Source organism: Streptococcus cristatus, from assembly GCF_963529205.1.
Lineage (GTDB): Bacteria > Bacillota > Bacilli > Lactobacillales > Streptococcaceae > Streptococcus > Streptococcus cristatus_O.
Genome location: NZ_CAURYF010000013.1, coordinates 26595 through 45011, shown reverse-complemented (window position 1 = coordinate 45011; position 18417 = coordinate 26595). Strand labels below are relative to the sequence as shown.

Annotated in this window: 16 protein-coding genes; 13 read left to right on the top strand and 3 right to left on the bottom strand. The window is 45.6% G+C overall.

Annotated elements, in window-relative coordinates; genetic code table 11:
• From tkt to RWS39_RS04325, 7 genes are all read left to right on the top strand, one after another.
• Positions 1 to 1958 (top strand): transketolase (gene tkt / locus RWS39_RS04355; RefSeq protein ID WP_314480885.1); only part of this gene is annotated, 1958 nt, incomplete at its 5' end.
• Positions 1959 to 2077: 119 nt separating this feature from the next.
• Positions 2078 to 2413: a preprotein translocase subunit YajC gene (gene yajC, locus RWS39_RS04350; RefSeq protein ID WP_005591861.1), complete on the top strand. Its 336-nt coding sequence runs from the start codon at positions 2078 to 2080 to the stop codon at positions 2411 to 2413.
• Positions 2414 to 2630: 217 nt separating this feature from the next.
• The gene (locus tag RWS39_RS04345) at positions 2631 to 3380 is read left to right on the top strand and encodes an isoprenyl transferase (RefSeq protein WP_125383329.1); all 750 of its coding nucleotides are present in this window, start codon (positions 2631 to 2633) and stop codon (positions 3378 to 3380) included.
• Between the two features lie 15 nt (positions 3381 to 3395).
• Entirely contained in the window at positions 3396 to 4199 is an 804-nt protein-coding gene (locus tag RWS39_RS04340) for a phosphatidate cytidylyltransferase (protein WP_314480880.1), read from the top strand.
• Positions 4200 to 4269: 70 nt separating this feature from the next.
• Positions 4270 to 5526: an RIP metalloprotease RseP gene (rseP, locus tag RWS39_RS04335; protein ID WP_314480878.1), complete on the top strand. Its 1257-nt coding sequence runs from the start codon at positions 4270 to 4272 to the stop codon at positions 5524 to 5526.
• A gap of 45 nt (positions 5527 to 5571) precedes the next feature.
• A complete protein-coding gene (locus RWS39_RS04330; protein WP_314480874.1) occupies positions 5572 to 7422 on the top strand; it encodes a proline--tRNA ligase in 1851 nt (616 codons plus the stop codon).
• 241 nt (positions 7423 to 7663) lie between these two features.
• The gene (locus RWS39_RS04325) at positions 7664 to 8044 is read left to right on the top strand and encodes a PH domain-containing protein (RefSeq protein WP_045500867.1); all 381 of its coding nucleotides are present in this window, start codon (positions 7664 to 7666) and stop codon (positions 8042 to 8044) included.
• Positions 8045 to 8143: 99 nt separating this feature from the next.
• Here the strand turns inward: RWS39_RS04325 and RWS39_RS04320 are convergent, their stop codons facing one another.
• Both RWS39_RS04320 and RWS39_RS04315 read right to left on the bottom strand, forming a co-directional pair.
• Positions 8144 to 8611, bottom strand: coding sequence for a hypothetical protein (locus RWS39_RS04320; RefSeq protein ID WP_314480871.1), 468 nt, complete (start codon positions 8609 to 8611; stop codon positions 8144 to 8146).
• A 151-nt stretch (positions 8612 to 8762) separates the two neighbouring features.
• Positions 8763 to 9305, bottom strand: a complete 543-nt coding sequence (locus RWS39_RS04315; RefSeq protein WP_314480868.1) for a DUF1307 domain-containing protein — start codon at positions 9303 to 9305, stop codon at positions 8763 to 8765.
• A 168-nt stretch (positions 9306 to 9473) separates the two neighbouring features.
• On the opposite strand from RWS39_RS04315, the gene RWS39_RS04310 reads away from it, so the two are divergent.
• From RWS39_RS04310 to RWS39_RS04295, 4 genes are all read left to right on the top strand, one after another.
• On the top strand, positions 9474 to 13862 hold the full coding sequence (locus tag RWS39_RS04310; RefSeq protein WP_314480865.1) for a PolC-type DNA polymerase III: 4389 nt from the start codon (positions 9474 to 9476) through the stop codon (positions 13860 to 13862).
• Positions 13863 to 13881: 19 nt separating this feature from the next.
• A complete protein-coding gene (locus tag RWS39_RS04305; protein WP_314480862.1) occupies positions 13882 to 14034 on the top strand; it encodes a hypothetical protein in 153 nt (50 codons plus the stop codon).
• 21 nt (positions 14035 to 14055) lie between these two features.
• A complete protein-coding gene (locus RWS39_RS04300) occupies positions 14056 to 15297 on the top strand; it encodes an aminopeptidase (RefSeq protein ID WP_314480859.1) in 1242 nt (413 codons plus the stop codon).
• A gap of 93 nt (positions 15298 to 15390) precedes the next feature.
• Complete coding sequence (locus RWS39_RS04295) at positions 15391 to 15621, top strand: GlsB/YeaQ/YmgE family stress response membrane protein (RefSeq protein ID WP_005591872.1); 231 nt, start codon at positions 15391 to 15393, stop codon at positions 15619 to 15621.
• A 67-nt stretch (positions 15622 to 15688) separates the two neighbouring features.
• Here the strand turns inward: RWS39_RS04295 and def are convergent, their stop codons facing one another.
• A complete protein-coding gene (gene def, locus RWS39_RS04290) occupies positions 15689 to 16321 on the bottom strand; it encodes a peptide deformylase (RefSeq protein ID WP_005591873.1) in 633 nt (210 codons plus the stop codon).
• Between the two features lie 194 nt (positions 16322 to 16515).
• On the opposite strand from def, the gene RWS39_RS04285 reads away from it, so the two are divergent.
• A complete protein-coding gene (locus RWS39_RS04285; RefSeq protein ID WP_314480855.1) occupies positions 16516 to 17667 on the top strand; it encodes an MFS transporter in 1152 nt (383 codons plus the stop codon).
• Between the two features lie 9 nt (positions 17668 to 17676).
• The gene (locus RWS39_RS04280) at positions 17677 to 18405 is read left to right on the top strand and encodes a pseudouridine synthase (RefSeq protein ID WP_314480852.1); all 729 of its coding nucleotides are present in this window, start codon (positions 17677 to 17679) and stop codon (positions 18403 to 18405) included.
• The last annotated feature ends 12 nt before the right edge of the window (positions 18406 to 18417 follow it).

The following is an 18417-nucleotide window of genomic DNA, read 5'->3' as shown; positions in this document are numbered from 1 at the left end:
ATGCCATTCGCTTTTTAGGAATTGACGCGATTGAAAAGTCTAAGTCAGGTCACCCTGGTATCGTGATGGGTGCTGCGCCAATGGCTTACGACCTATTTACCAAACAGCTGCGCATCAATCCAGAAGAGCCAAATTGGATTAACCGCGATCGCTTTGTTCTATCTGCAGGACACGGCTCTATGTTGCTTTATGCCTTGCTTCATCTGTCTGGCTTTAAAGATGTCAGCATGGAGGAAATCAAAAACTTCCGCCAATGGGGATCTAAGACACCAGGTCACCCAGAGTTTGGTCATACGGCTGGAGTTGATGCGACGACTGGACCATTGGGACAAGGGATTTCTACAGCGACTGGATTTGCTCAAGCAGAGCGTTTCTTGGCTGCTAAGTACAACCGTGAAGGCTATCCGATTTTCGACCATTACACTTATGTCATCTGTGGTGATGGCGATTTGATGGAGGGAGTTTCAGCTGAGGCGGCTTCTTACGCTGGTTTGCAAAAGCTGGACAAGCTGGTTGTTCTCTATGATTCAAATGATATCAACCTAGATGGAGAGACCAAGGATTCCTTTACAGAAGATGTTCGTGCCCGCTATGAAGCCTACGGTTGGCATACTGCCTTGGTAGAAGACGGAACAGACCTTGCAGCGATTGATGCGGCTATCAATGAAGCGAAGGCTTCTGGCAAGCCATCTTTGATTGAAGTTAAGACAGTTATCGGTTACGGTTCTCCAAACAAGCAAGGAACCAATGCAGTTCACGGTGCGCCTTTAGGAGCAGAAGAAGCGGAAGCTACTCGTAAAGCCTTGGGTTGGGACTATGCCCCGTTTGAGATTCCTGAGGAAGTCTATGCAGACTACCGTCAAAATGTTGCAGAGCGTGGTGCAGCGGCTTACGATGCTTGGAAACAGCTAGTAGAGGACTACAAGCAGGCCCATCCAGAATTGGCGTCAGAAGTAGCGGCTATTATCGCTGGTCAGGATCCAGTAGAGATCAAACCAGAAGATTTCCCAGTGCTTGAAAATGGCTTCTCTCAAGCGACCCGTAATTCTAGCCAAGATGCCCTCAATGCAGCAGCTAAGGTGCTTCCGACTTTCCTCGGTGGTTCTGCTGACTTGGCTCATTCTAATATGACCTACATCAAGGAAGACGGCCTGCAGGACGACACCCACCGTCTCAACCGCAATATCCAATTTGGTGTGCGCGAGTTTGCCATGGGAACTATTCTCAACGGTATGGCGCTTCATGGTGGTCTTCGCGTTTACGGTGGTACCTTCTTCGTCTTCTCAGACTATGTTAAGGCAGCTGTCCGTTTATCTGCCCTTCAAGGCTTGCCAGTGACTTATGTCTTCACACACGATTCTATTGCAGTTGGTGAAGATGGACCGACTCACGAGCCGATTGAGCACTTGGCTGGTCTGCGTGCGATTCCAAACCTGACTGTTCTTCGCCCAGCAGATGCGCGTGAAACTCAGGCGGCTTGGTACTTGGCCCTTAAGAGCCAATCTACTCCGACTGCTCTGGTCTTGACCCGTCAAAATCTGACAGTCGAAGAAGGAACAGACTTTGACAAGGTAGCTAAAGGAGCTTATGTAGTCTACGAAACAGGAGCAGATTTCGATACTATCTTGTTGGCTTCTGGTTCTGAGGTTAATTTGGCTGTTGCAGCTGCTAAAGCACTTGCAGCAGAAGGCGCTAAAATCCGCGTGGTCAGCGTGCCATCAACAGAGCTTTTTGATGCTCAAGATGCAGCCTACAAAGAAGAAATTCTACCAAATGCAGTTCGGCGCCGTGTAGCGATCGAGATGGCAGCTAGCCAGCCTTGGTACAAGTATGTCGGTCTGGACGGTGCAGTTATCGGAATCGATCAGTTTGGTGCATCTGCTCCAGCAGGCAAGGTGCTGGAAGAATACGGCTTTACAGTTGAGCACGTAGCAGAAGTTGTTAAAAATCTTAAATAAAAGGGCATAAAATCGGGATGCAAGGCATCCTGATTTTTTGGAAATCATTTTCCTGCCTTGTCAAACGGGTCAAAATCTGCTATAGTAATTACGTAGATGAATTCCAAAGGAGAAGAGAAATGAATCCAACAATGATGATTATTTTTTTTGTTGTACTAGTAGGGATGATGTATTTCCAAGTACGGACACAGAAAAAGCAAGCTGAAAAACGGATGGAAAGCCTCAATAAACTGCAAAAAGGCTATGAAGTCATTACTATTGGTGGTCTTTACGGGACTGTTGATGAAGTTGATTCAGAGCGTAAGACTGTTGTCTTGGACGTAGACGGTGTTTTCTTGACATTTGAATTAGCAGCCATTAAGACTGTTTTGCCATTGACAGAAGGTATCCCAGCTGCTGCGGGAGTGGAAGGCGATATCGCTGTGTCTGATGAAGATACTGCCATTGAAGAATAGGATATAGGACAGTCGAGAGGCTGTCTTTTTTATTTTAAGGACATATTGTAAACTCATCTTTTACAATATTATAGTTGCACAACACTAGCGAAACCTGCCTGTAGGCACTACCAGCTATTTATCATCAGCTCTGATAGACGAAAAATCAGCTCTCCTGCCCACATTTGAAGGATTTATGATATAATGAAATGATAAAACTTTAAATAGGATAAAAAATATGTTTAGTTTTAAGAAAAAAGAAAAGCTCGATGAGGCCTTGCTTGTTCCCAAGCATATAGGCATTATCATGGATGGCAATGGTCGTTGGGCTAAAAAACGTATGCAGCCACGCGTCTTTGGTCATAAGGCTGGTATGGAAGCCTTGCAAGAAGTGACGATTGCAGCCAAGGAGATGGGTGTGCAGGTCTTGACAGTCTATGCCTTTTCAACGGAAAACTGGACGCGACCAGAAAAAGAAGTGTCCTTCATAATGAATTTGCCGGTTGAGTTTTATGACCGCTATGTGCCAGAATTGCACAGAAACAATGTAAAAATTCAAATGATTGGCGATACGAAGCGACTTCCTAAAGCTACTTTTGAGGCCTTGGAGAAAGCTGAAGATCTGACTCGCTTGAATACAGGGCTGATTTTGAACTTCGCCCTGAACTACGGTGGACGAGCTGAAATCAATCAAGCGGTTCAAAAGCTTGCCCAAGATGTTTTAGATGCGAAAGTTCAACCAGCTGATATTACAGAGGAAATGATTGGAGATTACCTCTATACCAGCAGTCTGCCTGCAAGTTTACGGGATCCTGACTTGGTCATTCGGACGAGTGGCGAGCTGCGCCTTAGCAATTTCTTGCCTTGGCAGACAGCTTATAGCGAGTTGTATTTTACAGATATCCTTTGGCCGGATTTCGATGAGAAGGCTTTGAAGGATGCAGTTGTAGAGTATAATCGCCGTAATCGCCGCTTTGGCGGTGTATAAAGGAGGGAGAAAAAGATGAGTTTAGATTTACAAAGACGTCTTCTTTTTGGAGGAATTGCTCTAGCTATTTTTATACCTCTAGTGAAAATGGGAGGGATTCCCTTCCAGATCAGTGTTGGCCTTCTAGCTATGCTAGCAGTGCATGAATTGCTTAAGATGAAGGGGCTTCCGACAGCGACCTTAGAGGGTGGATTGGCTATGCTGGCAGCTTTCGTCTTGACCCTGCCACTTGAAAATTACTTGAAGTTTTTGCCCGTGGACGGCAATGTGATGGCTTATAGCTTGGTTGTTTTCGTCTTGCTAGGAGCGACTGTTTTAGGTTCCTCTTATAGTTTTGAAGATGCAGCTTATCCGATTGCTTCTAGTTTTTATGTTGGTCTAGGCTTTAATGCTTTGATCGATGCCCGTTTGGTGAATGTGGACAAGGTTTTGCTGGCTCTCTTTATCGTCTGGGCAACAGATAGTGGGGCCTATCTGGTTGGTACCCGCTACGGGCGGAGAAAATTATTGCCAAAGATATCGCCAAATAAAACCATTGAAGGCAGTTTAGGAGGCATTATCTCAGCGGTGTTGGTTTCTGCGATTTTTATGTCTGTTCGTCCGCAAGTTGCCACTCCATATAGCTTTGTGACCATGCTGCTTTTGACTGTTGTCTTTAGTATTGCTGGCCAATTTGGCGACTTGGTAGAGAGCGCCATTAAGCGTCACTTTGGTGTGAAAGACTCAGGGAAATTTATTCCTGGGCACGGCGGCGTTTTAGATCGCTTTGATAGCTTGCTTTTTGTCTTTCCACTGATGCACCTCTTTGGCCTGTTCTAAGGAGTTTGGTGGCCAAGCAGCCGAAAGCCTTCTTGGCTTAATGAACAATCTTAAGAGAAAGATTAGACTTATGCAGATTTTTACATTTATTATTATTTTTGGGATCATCGTGGTGGTTCATGAGTTTGGACATTTCTACTTTGCCAAAAAATCAGGCATTCTAGTTCGTGAGTTTGCCATTGGGATGGGCCCGAAAATCTTTGCTCATATTGGCAAGGATGGAACAGCCTATACGATTCGGATTCTGCCATTAGGTGGATATGTCCGTATGGCTGGCTGGGGCGAGGATTCGACAGAAATCAAAACAGGTACGCCAGCTAGTCTGACCTTGAATGAAGATGGGAAAGTCGTCCGCATCAATCTGTCTGGCAAGAAAATTGATCAGACGGCTCTACCTATGAATGTGACTAGTTTTGATTTTGAAGAAAAGCTGGAGATTACAGGGCTGGTCTTGGATGAGACCAAGACTTATTCCGTTGATCACGATGCGACCATTGTTGAGGAAGACGGAACGGAAGTTCGGATTGCTCCGCTGGATGTTCAGTATCAAAATGCGACTATCTGGGGACGCCTCATCACCAATTTTGCTGGCCCCATGAATAATTTCATTTTGAGCATTCTAGTTTTCATGCTCTTGGCCTTTCTGCAAGGCGGTGTCCAGGATGAAAACAGCAATCATTTTCAGGTGCTGGAAGGTAGCGCCGTTGCCAAGGCAGGGGTGAAAAGCAATGACCAGATTCTGAAAGTCAACAATTATGAGATTGCAAACGGGGATGACCTGACTAAAGCCGTGTCAGAAGCGACGAAAGATAAGGCAGATGCACCAAAACTGACCATCACTTATAAGAGCGAGGGTCAGACTCACAAGGTAGATATTGAACCTAAAAAAGAGGGGGATCGCTATCTATTAGGTGTTTCGCCTGCTATCAAGACTGGTTTTTGGGACAAGGTGGTCGGAGGCTTTACCGCTACGTGGACGACCACAGGTCGGATTTTGACAGCCTTGAAAGATTTGATTTTTAACTTTAATTTAAATAAATTAGGCGGTCCGGTTGCTATTTATAATGTCAGCAGTCAGGCGGCTCAGCAGGGCTTGCCGGCTATTCTGAGTCTCTTAGCCATGCTATCCCTTAATATCGGGATCTTTAATCTAATTCCGATTCCAGCCTTGGACGGAGGAAAAATTGTCCTCAATATCCTTGAGGCTATCCGTCGCAAACCCTTGAAACGGGAAACAGAAACCTATGTTACCCTTGCAGGGGTAGCTGTCATGGTTGTCCTCATGATTGCTGTGACTTGGAATGATATTATGAAATTGTTCTTCTAACATTTTAAAAGATTGAAAAATATTCTATGAAGGAGTTTTGTTTTTATGAAACAAAGTAAAATGCTAATCCCAACGCTGCGCGAAATGCCAAGCGATGCTCAGGTTATCAGCCATTCCCTTATGTTGCGGGCTGGCTATGTTCGCCAAGTTTCTGCGGGAGTTTACTCTTATCTGCCACTCGCTAACCGTGTCATTGAAAAAGCGAAAAAAATCATGCGGGAAGAGTTTGATAAGATTGGTGCGGTTGAAATGCTGGCCCCAGCTCTGCTCAGTGCGGATTTGTGGCGCGAGTCAGGTCGTTACGAGACCTACGGTGAAGACCTCTACAAGCTGAAAAATCGCGAAAAATCAGACTTTATTCTAGGTCCGACACACGAAGAGACCTTCACTTCCATTGTCCGTGACTCTGTTAAATCTTACAAGCAATTGCCGCTTAACCTCTATCAAATCCAGCCTAAGTACCGTGATGAAAAGCGTCCGCGTAACGGCCTTCTTCGTACCCGTGAATTTATCATGAAAGACGGTTATAGTTTCCATGCTAACTATGATAGTTTGGATGTAACTTATGATGAGTACAAATCTGCTTATGAGAAAATCTTCACTCGCAGTGAGCTAGATTTCAAAGCCATTATCGGTGACGGTGGCGCTATGGGGGGTAAGGATAGTCAGGAATTTATGGCTATCACACCTGCTCGTACAGATCTTGACCGTTGGGCTGTTTTGGATAAGTCAGTTGCCTCATTTGATGAAATTCCTGCAGAAGTGCAAGAAGAAATTAAGGCAGAATTGCTTAAATGGATGGTTTCTGGTGAGGACACCATTGCCTACTCTAGTGAGTCTAGCTATGCAGCTAACTTAGAAATGGCAACCAATGCTTACAAACCAAACAAAAAGGTAGTGACTGAAGCAGAGTTGGTGCGTGTAGAAACTCCTGACTGCAAGACCATTGATGAGGTAGCAGCTTTCCTACAAATTGATACAGAAGAAACAATCAAGACCTTGGTTTACATGGCTGATGAAAAGCCTGTCGTAGCGCTCCTTGTCGGCAATGACCAACTCAACGAAGTCAAGCTGAAAAACCACTTGGGTGCAGATTTCTTTGAAGTCGCTAGTGAAGAGGATGTTCGTCAGCTCTTGGGCGCAGGCTTTGGCTCACTAGGTCCAGTCAACCTGCCAGAAGATGTGGCTATTATCGCAGACCGTAGAGTCCAAGACCTTTCTAACGCCGTAGCTGGAGCCAATGAAGATGGCTACCACTTGACTGGTGTTAATCCAGGCCGTGACTTTAGCCCAGAGTATGTGGATATCCGCGAAGTTCGTGAAGGTGAAGTGTCTCCGGACGGTCAAGGTATCCTTAAGTTTGCTCGTGGGATTGAGATTGGGCATATCTTTAAATTGGGAACACGCTACTCTGACAGCATGAATGCCAATGTCTTGGACGAAAATGGCCGTGCCGTACCGATGATTATGGGGTGTTACGGTATCGGTGTCAGCCGTCTCCTGTCTGCTGTTATGGAGCAGCATGCCCGTCTCTTTGTCAATAAAACTCCTAAGGGTGAATTCCGCTATGCTTGGGGAATCAACTTCCCTAAAGAGCTGGCACCATTTGACGTGCACCTGATTCCGGTCAATGTCAAGGACGAGGAAGCTCTGGCTCTGACTGACCAAATCGAGTCTAACTTGCTAAGTGCTGGTTATGAGGTCTTGGTGGATGATCGCAATGAGCGTGCGGGTGTCAAGTTCAGCGACAGCGATTTGATTGGTCTTCCAATCCGTGTGACAGTTGGTAAGAAAGCCGCAGAAGGCATCGTCGAAGTCAAGATCAAGGCTACTGGCGATACCATTGAAGTCCACGCCGATAATCTGCTAGAAACTCTGTCTATTTTGACAAAATAAAACAAGAGTTTAGGACAAAAGTCCTAGCCTCTCAATTGTCTTTGGATTGTCGAGCAAGACGCAGTGGTTGAGTGGGCTCTACTAGGCTGATTTCATCAGCTTTTACAGCCCTACTCAACTGTGCGGAGGTGGGACGACGAAATCGAATTCTAACGAATTTCAGATTTCTGTCCCACTCTCTTTCTTTTGCTTATTAGCCTTGAAAATGCTATAGTAGGGAAAATGGATTGGAGGACGGATAATGGGATTATTCAGCGGTTTATTGGGTAATGCTTCTCAGAAAGATATTGAAAAAACAGAAAGAGAATTGGAGAATATTCTGACGCCAGCAGAAAATGTGGAGTTGGCTTTCAGTCTGATTCGTGACTTGATTGTCTTTACAGATAAGCGGTTGATCTTGGTGGACAAGCAGGGAGTGACAGGCAAGAAAACGGCTTATAAGTCTTATCCTTATCGCTCCATTTCTCGTTTTTCAGTGGAAACGGCTGGCCACTTTGACCTAGATGCTGAGCTGAAAATCTGGGTTTCCAGTGCTGAGGAACCGGCCGAAACCCTAACTTTCCGAAGTGATAAAAGTGTCATTGCCATCCAAAAAGCGCTGGCAGAAGCAGTATTGAGATAAAAAGCGGTTGAAACCGCTTTTTTTCAAACAAAAACTAACCATATCTTATTAGCTTGGTTAGTTCATAAATAAAGATTGACGACCTGGAATACTTTCTATCTAGTTATCTTCACTAGGGAAAGTTTCACCAAAATGCAGCTCAGAATATGGAGTTTCAAAATGACCCCCGTCATAAGTTACCTTGACTGAAGTTATTCCAAAGTCAACGATTATTGGTTTTGCAGCTGTTACAAAGACATAGCGATTAGCGTTTTGTTTTATATCATAGATTTTTACTGCTCCGTAAATGGAATCGGAAGAATAGATATCTCCATTTTTAGTCGATTTGCTTATTTCAATGGTCTTCTTAGTAGGAGAGTAGGATAAATTATAAGCTTCTTTTTTTCCAATGCCTTGTGTAATAAAAGTTTCGTTGTCATCACTTTTAGCTTGAAAGTGAATAAAATTTTTATCAAAACTTTGCTGAGCGTTGTTCATAACGAGAAATACATTTACTCCCCATGCAGCTAAGCCCAAAATAAGAAGAGAAGCGATACCAATAAAAACAGTTTTTTTAGTTAAGCGCATAAAAACTCCTTGAAAATCATGCTATTGGAGAAGTGAAAGCTAATAGCTTACTCTAAAAAATATTTCCTAAGTTTTTTTCTTGCTGGCGAACTAAGGACTTGGCTAGCAAGACAGGATAGTTTCTAAAGTAAAAAATAAGTCAGAAAAGATTTCATTCTTCTGTGAATCCTTGAGATAGCAGAAAATCAAAGAAATCTTCGGGCTTTTCCTTAAGCTTTTTGAATAGGTTATCTTTAGTTGTTTCCCCTAAAGCCGCCATGACTTGTTTTTCTTTTGCTTTGCTGAGATCAAAGTGGGCAACTTGTGCAACGGTTTTCTTGTCCTCTGAAACTTTGATTTCAAGTGTGACTCCATCTAACTTGCTGAATTTATCATAAATGTCACCAGCTTTTAATTCTTCTTGATAAATGTTGCTGATTTCTTCAGGACTCTTACTTTGCTCGTCCTCTTGAGTCGGTTTCGTAGCCATAAAATCGAAGGCTCGAATCCTATCTTTTTGATAATAAGCGACAATTTTATTATTGTATCCGTTAGGCATGTTGTAAGCAAAAGTCTTGGTTTTTACTTTCTCTTCTTTTTTTGGCTTGCTTTGGCTCTGACTTTGGTTGGGCTTGCTTTCGTGCTTAGTTTGCTTAGGCATGCTGCAGGCAGTCAAAGCCAGCAGACAGGCGCTAGCTAGTAAAATTTTCTTCACAGTTAAGACTCCTTTTAATAAATGTTCTGTTCTATTATAGCATAACTTAGTTTTAAGACAAGAAAACATATAAATATATAGGTATCAACAACTTTACTCCGCTCTTTTTCTGTCGAAAAAAGTGCTGATTTATGGTAAAATAGGGTCACTACTGTACGAGGAAATGTCATGTCAAACAAGTTTGAAATTTTAATGAATCAGCTGGATATGCCACTGGAAATGAGAAACTCAGAGGCCTTTTTGAATGCAGAAATTGAGAAGGTTCTGGTCCACAAGGTCAGTCGGGTCTGGGAGTTTCATTTTTCTTTTGTAAATATTCTGCCCATTGAGATTTTTCGGGAATTGCAGAAGCGCTTAGCTCAAGAGTTTTCTAAGACAGGTAATCAAGCTGTTTTTGAAATTCATTGTCAGGCGCCTCAGGTATCGGATGAGCTCTTGCAGGCTTATTACCAGCTGGCCTTTGAGGAGGGGCCTTGTGCCAGTCATGGCTTCAAGAGTCTTTATCAGGATTTGCAGGTCCATTTGGATGGGGACAAGCTGCTGATTGAGGGGGCTTCAACCATTGATACGGAGCATTTTCGTAAGAATCACCTGCCAAATCTCAGTCGCCAGCTGGTCAAATACGGCTTCCCTCATCTGACTTGTCAGGTGCAGCACAGTGATGAGCTGACCCAGCAGCAAGCGGAGAATTTTCAAGCGGAGAATGACAAGATTGTTCAGGCGGCTAATGAAGAGGCACTCAAAGCCATGGAATCCCTGCAACAGATGGCACCACCGCCAGAGGAAAAGCCGACTTATGATTTCCAAGCTCGAAAGGCTGCGGCTAAACCAAATCTGGATAAGGCAGAGATTACTCCTATGATCGAAGTTCAGACTGAGGAAAACCGTCTGGTTTTCGAGGGAATGGTCTTTGACTTGGAGCAGAAGGTTACTCGGACCGGCCGAGTCTTGCTTAACTTCAAAATGACAGACTACACTTCTAGCTTCTCCTTGCAAAAATGGATGAAAAACGAAGAAGAAGCCAAGAAGTTTGACGTGATTAAGAAAGGCGCCTGGCTGCGGGTGCGGGGAAATGTGGAGATGAACAACTTCACCCGCGACCTGACCATGAATGTGCAGGATGTCCAGGAAGTTACCCACTATGAGCGCAAGGACTTGATGCCTGAGGGGCAGAAGCGGGTCGAGTTTCACGCCCATACCAATATGTCTACTATGGATGCCCTGCCTGAGGTAGAGGAAATCGTTGCAACGGCTGCCAAGTGGGGCCACAAGGCTGTCGCTATTACCGACCATGGCAATGTGCAGAGTTTTCCCCATGGCTACAAGGCTGCCAAGAAAGCTGGTATCCAGCTGATTTACGGTATGGAGGCCAATATTGTAGAAGACCGGGTGCCCATCGTCTACAATGAAGTGGACATGGAGCTGAGCGATGCGACCTATGTAGTCTTTGACGTGGAAACAACAGGCCTTTCAGCGGTCTACAATGACTTGATTCAGGTTGCTGCCAGCAAGATGCACAAGGGCAATATCATTGCTGAGTTTGATGAGTTTATCAATCCTGGTCATCCTCTGTCGGCCTTTACGACGGATCTGACTGGGATTACAGATGAGCATGTCCGCAATGCCAAACCGCTAGAGCAAGTTCTAAAAGAGTTTCAGGAATTTTGCCAGGACAGTGTCCTCGTTGCCCATAATGCTACCTTTGACGTGGGCTTTATGAATGTCAACTATGAGCGTCATGGCCTGCCGAAAATTACCCAGCCGGTCATTGACACGCTGGAATTTGCCCGCAATCTCTATCCAGAGTACAAGCGTCATGGTTTGGGGCCTTTGACCAAGCGTTTCCAGATTGCTCTGGAGCATCATCACATGGCCAACTATGACGCGGAAGCGACAGGCCGCCTCCTCTTTATCTTTATCAAGGATGTAGCTGAAAAGCATGGTGTGACCAACCTTAAGGATTTGAATACGGATCTGGTCGATGAGAATTCTTACAAGAAAGCTCGGGTCAAACATGCGACCATTTATGTGAAAAATCAGACGGGGCTCAAGAATATTTTCAAGTTAGTCAGTCTGTCCAATACCAAGTATTTCGAAGGTGTCCCTCGGATTCCACGGACTGTACTAGATGCCCATCGTGAAGGCTTGATTTTAGGCTCAGCCTGCTCAGAAGGCGAAGTCTATGATGCTGTTGTCTCTCAGGGGGTGGATGCAGCTGTCGAAGTGGCCAAGTATTATGACTTTATCGAGGTCATGCCACCAGCTATCTATGAGCCACTGATTGCCAAGGAGCAAATCAAGGACCAGGAAGAACTGCAGACCATTATTCGCAATCTGATTGAGGTTGGCGATCGCTTGGGCAAGCCTGTCCTTGCGACGGGGAACGTCCACTATATCGAGCCAGAAGAAGAAATCTATCGGGAGATTATCGTCCGGAGTCTCGGTCAGGGAGCCATGATTAACCGGACCATCGGTCACGGTGAAAATGCCCAGCCGGCGCCGCTTCCTAAGGCTCACTTCCGGACCACTAATGAGATGCTGGACGAATTTGCATTCTTGGGTGAGGACTTGGCTAAGAAGCTGGTTATCACCAATCCAAATCAGCTGGCGGAGACCTTTGAGCCTGTAGAGGTGGTCAAGGGCGATCTCTATACACCTTTCATTGACAAGGCCGAGGAGACAGTTGCCGAGCTGACCTATCAAAAAGCCTTTGAGATTTATGGCAATCCGCTGCCAGATATCGTGGACTTACGGATCGAAAAAGAGCTGAGCTCCATCTTGGGGAATGGTTTTGCCGTGATTTATCTGGCTTCGCAGATGCTGGTGCAGCGCTCCAACGAGCGGGGCTATCTGGTAGGTTCACGGGGGTCTGTTGGATCCAGCTTTGTTGCGACCATGATTGGGATTACCGAGGTTAATCCCCTGTCACCCCACTATGTCTGTGGCAAATGCCAATACAGCGAGTTCATAACGGATGGATCTTATGGTTCTGGCTTTGATATGCCGGATAAGGACTGTCCAGAGTGCGGTCACAAGCTGAGCAAGAACGGTCAGGATATTCCATTTGAGACTTTCCTTGGATTTGACGGGGACAAGGTACCCGATATTGACTTGAACTTCTCCGGAGAGGATCAGCCGAGCGCCCACTTGGACGTGCGGGACATCTTTGGTGAGGAGTATGCCTTTCGGGCTGGAACTGTTGGTACCGTTGCAGCTAAGACGGCCTATGGATTTGTCAAGGGCTATGAGCGCGACTACGGGAAGTTCTACCGGGACGCCGAAGTTGAGCGGCTGGCGCAGGGGGCTGCTGGAGTCAAGCGGACTACTGGACAACATCCGGGCGGAATCGTTGTTATCCCTAACTACATGGATGTTTATGACTTTACCCCGGTCCAATATCCAGCTGACGATGTAACGGCCGAGTGGCAGACCACCCACTTTAACTTCCATGATATCGATGAAAATGTCCTCAAGCTTGACGTTCTGGGACACGATGATCCGACCATGATTCGGAAGCTTCAGGACTTGTCTGGTATTGATCCAAATGACATTCCTATGGATGATCCTGGTGTCATGGCCCTCTTTTCTGGGACAGACATTCTGGGTGTGACTCAGGAGCAAATCGGCACGCCGACTGGTATGCTGGGGATTCCGGAGTTTGGAACCAACTTTGTACGGGGCATGGTTGATGAGACCCATCCGACGACATTTGCGGAGCTCTTACAGCTATCTGGTCTCTCTCATGGTACGGACGTTTGGCTGGGCAATGCTCAGGACTTGATCAAGCAAGGGATTGCTGACTTGTCCACCGTTATCGGTTGTCGGGACGACATCATGGTTTACCTCATGCACAAGGGCTTGGATCCTAAGATGGCCTTTACGATCATGGAGCGCGTGCGGAAGGGCCTTTGGCTGAAGATTTCTGAAGAAGAGCGCAATGGCTACATCGCAGCCATGAAGGAAAACAATGTGCCAGAATGGTACATCGAATCCTGTGGAAAGATCAAGTACATGTTCCCTAAGGCCCATGCGGCAGCCTACGTTATGATGGCGCTACGGGTAGCCTACTTCAAGGTGCATCATCCGATTTATTACTACTGTGCCTATTTCTCCATTCGGGCCAAAGCCTTTGACATCAAGACTATGAGTGGTGGACTCGATGCCGTCAAGCGCCGGATGAGCGAAATCGCTGAAAAGCGCAAGAACAATGAAGCCTCCAATGTAGAAATTGACCTTTATACGACTCTGGAAATCGTCAATGAAATGCTGGAGCGGGGCTTCAAGTTCGGCAAGCTAGATCTTTACAAGAGCCATGCGACGGAGTTTCTCATCGAAGGGGACACCCTTATCCCGCCTTTCTCTACTATGGATGGTCTGGGTGACAACGTTGCCCGCCAATTAGTTAGAGCGCGGGAAGAAGGTGAATTCCTTTCTAAGACGGAGCTCCGCAAGCGCGGTGGCCTCTCTAGCACCCTAGTCGAAAAAATGGACGACATGGGCATTCTGGGCAATATGCCTGAGGATAACCAGTTGAGTTTGTTTGATGAGTTTTTCTAAAATATAGAAAGAGGTTTTTATGAAATTGACCATTTCCGCTCAGGATAAGCCTGCGCAAAAGATGTTTGATTACCAGCTGGATCTTGATACAGATACAATTTTGAAAATGACCGCCTTGATTTGCGGTACTGTGGCAGCGGTTAGTCTGCTGTCCCTGTTAAAAGAAAAATAAAAAAAGAAAAGGAGAAGCAGAATGGTTCTGCCAAATTTTAAAGAAAACTTAGAAAAATACGCTAAATTATTGGTTGCCAATGGGATCAATGTGCAGCCAGGTCACACGGTGGCGCTCAATATTGATGTGGAGCAACGTGAGTTGGCTCACTTGATTGTCAAGGAAGCCTATGCTCTGGGAGCTCATGAGGTTATCATCCAATGGGCGGATGATTTCACTAATCGGGAGAAATTCCTCCATGCGCCAATGGAGCGCTTAGACAATGTCCCTGACTATAAGGTGGCTGAGATGAACTATCTCCTCGAAAGGAAAGCTAGTCGCTTGGGCGTGCGCTCATCTGACCCAGGGGCTTTGAATGGTGTAGATGCCGAGAAATTATCAGCTTCTGCTAAAGCTATGGGACTGGCCATGAAGCCAATGCGAATCGCAACCCAATCCAATAAAGTCAGCTGGACGGTCGCTGCTGCAGCCGGTACAGAGTGGGCTAAGAAGGTCTTCCCAAATGCAGCTAGCGACGAAGAAGCAGTCGATCTCCTTTGGAACCAAATCTTCAAAACTTGCCGTGTCTACGAAGAAGATCCTGTTAAGGCCTGGGAAGAACATGCAGCCATCCTCAAGAGCAAGGCAGATATGCTTAATAAGGAGCAATTTTCAGCCCTTCATTACACAGCGCCAGGGACAGATTTGACACTTGGTTTGCCTAAGAACCACGTTTGGGAATCAGCTGGTGCTATCAATGCACAGGGAGAAGGATTCTTACCAAATATGCCGACAGAAGAGGTCTTTACAGCACCGGACTTCCGTCGGGCCGATGGTTATGTGACTAGTACCAAGCCTCTTAGCTACAATGGCAACATCATCGAGGGCATCAAAGTGACCTTCAAGGATGGCCAGATTGTGGATATTACAGCTGAAAAGGGAGACCAGGTTATGAAGGATCTTGTCTTTGAAAATGCGGGTGCGCGTGCCTTGGGTGAATGTGCCTTGGTACCAGATCCAAGCCCAATTTCTCAGTCAGGCATTACCTTCTTTAACACGCTTTTCGATGAGAATGCTTCAAACCACTTGGCTATCGGTGCAGCCTATGCGACCAGCGTTGTTGGTGGAGCAGAGATGAGCGAAGAAGAGCTGGAAGCAGCGGGTCTCAACCGCTCGGATGTCCATGTGGACTTTATGATTGGCTCTAATCAAATGGATATCGATGGTATCCGTGAGGATGGAACACGAGTTCCTATCTTCAGAAATGGAGACTGGGCAATCTAAGATTTTAAGTTGTTTTGACGGGCACTTTTAATCTGACAGCTCCCACCTGCTTCTTGAAAAGAATTCTTAGAAACATAGAAAGAAGGATCCTATATGATTGGTAGTATGTTTGTCGGTTTTATTATTGGTCTCATGGCTGGGGCTATTACCAGCCGCGGGGAACGTATGGGCTGTATCGGAAAAATTCTCTTGGGCTGGTTTGGTTCATGGCTTGGGCAATTGCTTTTTGGCCACTGGGGACCGATGTTAGCGGACACAGCTATTCTTCCCTCAGTCTTGGGCGCTGTGATCCTTTTGGCTCTTTTCTGGGATCGAGGCACTTAGAATAGTGTAAAAGAAATACCTAGACGTGAAAACGTCTAGGTATTTTTGGTTACAATATACGATCTGTTTATTCCAGTACCAGCATGCCGTCTTTCACTGCAAATGGATCTTTTTCGTTGATGCGGTCGTAGAACATAATGCCGTTGATATGGTCAATCTCGTGTTGAACCACGATAGAATTGTAGCCTTTGAGTTTGATGCGGTGTTTTTGGCCGTCCTTGTCAAAGTAATCCACGGTCACTCGTGCATGACGCACAACATAGCCTGGCACCTCTCGGTCAACGGACAGGCAGCCTTCTCCATCAGCCAGAGCAGCATCTTGCACAGAGTGGGCAACAACTTTAGGATTGTACATGACCTGAGCTAGGGAGTAGGCTTCTTTAGGCGGATTTCCTTCTTCGTCCTCCAGATTTGGCACTAGCACAGCGATAATCCGCTTAGAAATATCCAGCTGAGGCGCTGCTAGACCGACTCCGCCACGGAGCCCCATTTTTTCCGCCATGACAGGATCTTGAGAATGTTTCAAGAACTGCATCATTTTCTCACCTAAAATGATTTCCTGATCAGATAAGGGAAAGCTGACTTCCTCAGCCACTGCACGCAAGGTAGGATTTCCCTCACGGATAATGTCGCTCATATCAATCAAATGAGCTGCTTTGGTTAATTTATCCATAACCGATTTTTTTTCACTAACAGACATGATTCTCTCCTTTTTCTTTCTTTCATCATAACACAAATCCCGCCAGAAATAAAGAAAGGGCATGTCCTTTTATCAGAGGAGAAATTTTTCGAAAGAATAATCTTTTTAATGGTCGAATTTTTAAGAAAAGATGATTGCGTCTTTTTCTAAAAAGCTGTATGATAGAATGAGTGTGATTTTTAAAGGAAAATAGAATGAAAAAGTTTATGGAAAAAGTGAGTATTCTCTCACTTTCTTTAGTGTTGACGACCTCCTTTTCGATTTCCAGTGCCCAATCGGCTATGTTTGCTTATTATAAAGACTTGCCAGAAAGTTGGATTGAATTGTTGGTTTCTCTCCCATCGGCTGGGATTATGCTCATGCTAATCTTAAATGGTTTGGTGGAGAAATATTTATCGGAACGAAAGATGATTGTGACGGGGCTCTTGATTTTCTCTCTTTGCGGCTTTGTTCCTCTTGTGAATAAGGCATACTGGGTGATTTTTGCCTCGCGCCTGATCTTTGGTATGGGAGTTGGTTTGCTCAATGCCAAGGCCATCTCGATTATCAGCGAACGTTATGAGGGCAAGGAACGGATTCAGACCCTCGGTCTGCGTGGATCGGCTGAAGTTGTTGGGACGGCTCTCTTGACGCTTGGAGTGAGCCAGTTGCTTCGCTTTGGCTGGGAAATTTCCTTCTTGGTCTATGCTTCGGGTTTGATTGTTCTAGCCCTCTATCTGCTCTTTGTGCCTTATGGCAAGGAGGAGAAGCATCATGAGACTCATCAGGAAGGCAAGGGATTGACAGCTGCACAGTGGTTTCTGACAATCGGTCTAGCCCTAGTAGCAGCAGTGATCGTCTTGACGAATGTTGTCATCAACGTGCGCGTGCCCGGACTGGTTGAAAAGTCTGGTATAGGCAGTGTTCAGACAGCAGGCTTGATTCTTTCAACTATGCAGTTGATTGGTATTGCCGCAGGCTTGTCCTTCGCGCCTCTTCTTCATTATTTCAAGGAAAATTTATTGACGGTTGCAGGAGTTGTCTTTGGTCTTACTACAATCATGATTGGTTTGGCACCAAATCTCTCGCTCTTGAGTGTGGTGACCATCGCTTCTGGCTTTGTTTATAGTGTCAGTCTGACATCGATTTTCCATATTCTTTCCGAGAGAATCCCTAGCAAATCCTTGAATCAAGCAACTTCGATTGTGATTTTAGGCTGCAGTGCTGGAGCGACTGCCACAACCTTTTTCTTATCTTCGATCGGTCAATTCTCAAGCCAAGCTTCCTTTATTTTTGGCGTTTTGGGAAGTCTGATGGTTTTAATGGCAGTGCTGGCATTCGGCATTCTCAAGAAAAAGTTTGCTTAGGAGAAGAGTATGCGTCTGGATAAATTTCTAGTAGAAAGTGGGCTTGGCTCGCGCAGTCAAGTCAAGCAACTATTGAAAAAAGGTCAAGTCTGGGTCAACGGGACAGCAGTCACGTCAGCCAAGACACAGATTGATGAACGGTCGGATCAGATTGTGGTGGATGGTCAGACCTTGGTTTATGAAAAATTTGTCTACTATCTCTTGAACAAACCAAAGGGTGTCATTTCCGCAACTGAAGATGACCGCCATAAAACAGTTTTAGATTTATTAGACGATACTGCCCGTCAAAAAGAAGCCTTTCCTGTGGGGCGCTTAGATGTGGATACGCATGGTCTTCTGCTTTTGACCAATAATGGTCAGCTATCGTATGCTATGCTATCTCCCAAGCGCCATGTAGCTAAGGTTTATCAAGCTCAGGTTGCTGGTTTGATCGATCAGGCAGATGTTGATCGTTTTGCTCAAGGAATCGAACTCAAAGATTTCACTTGTCAGCCTGCTCAGCTCGAAATTCTCGAAAGAGATGAAGGAGCGCAGACCAGTTTAGTCCGTATCACGCTCTCAGAAGGCAAGTTTCATCAGGTGAAGCGTATGGTCCTAGCTTGCGGGAAGGAAGTCACCGACCTTCAGCGCTTGTCTATGGGGCCTCTGCAGCTAGATCCAAATCTGGATCTGGGGCAATGGCGGCGCTTGACAGAAGAAGAAATGCAGAGCTTGGAAATTTTTCAAGTTGAACTATAGAAGATTAGGAAA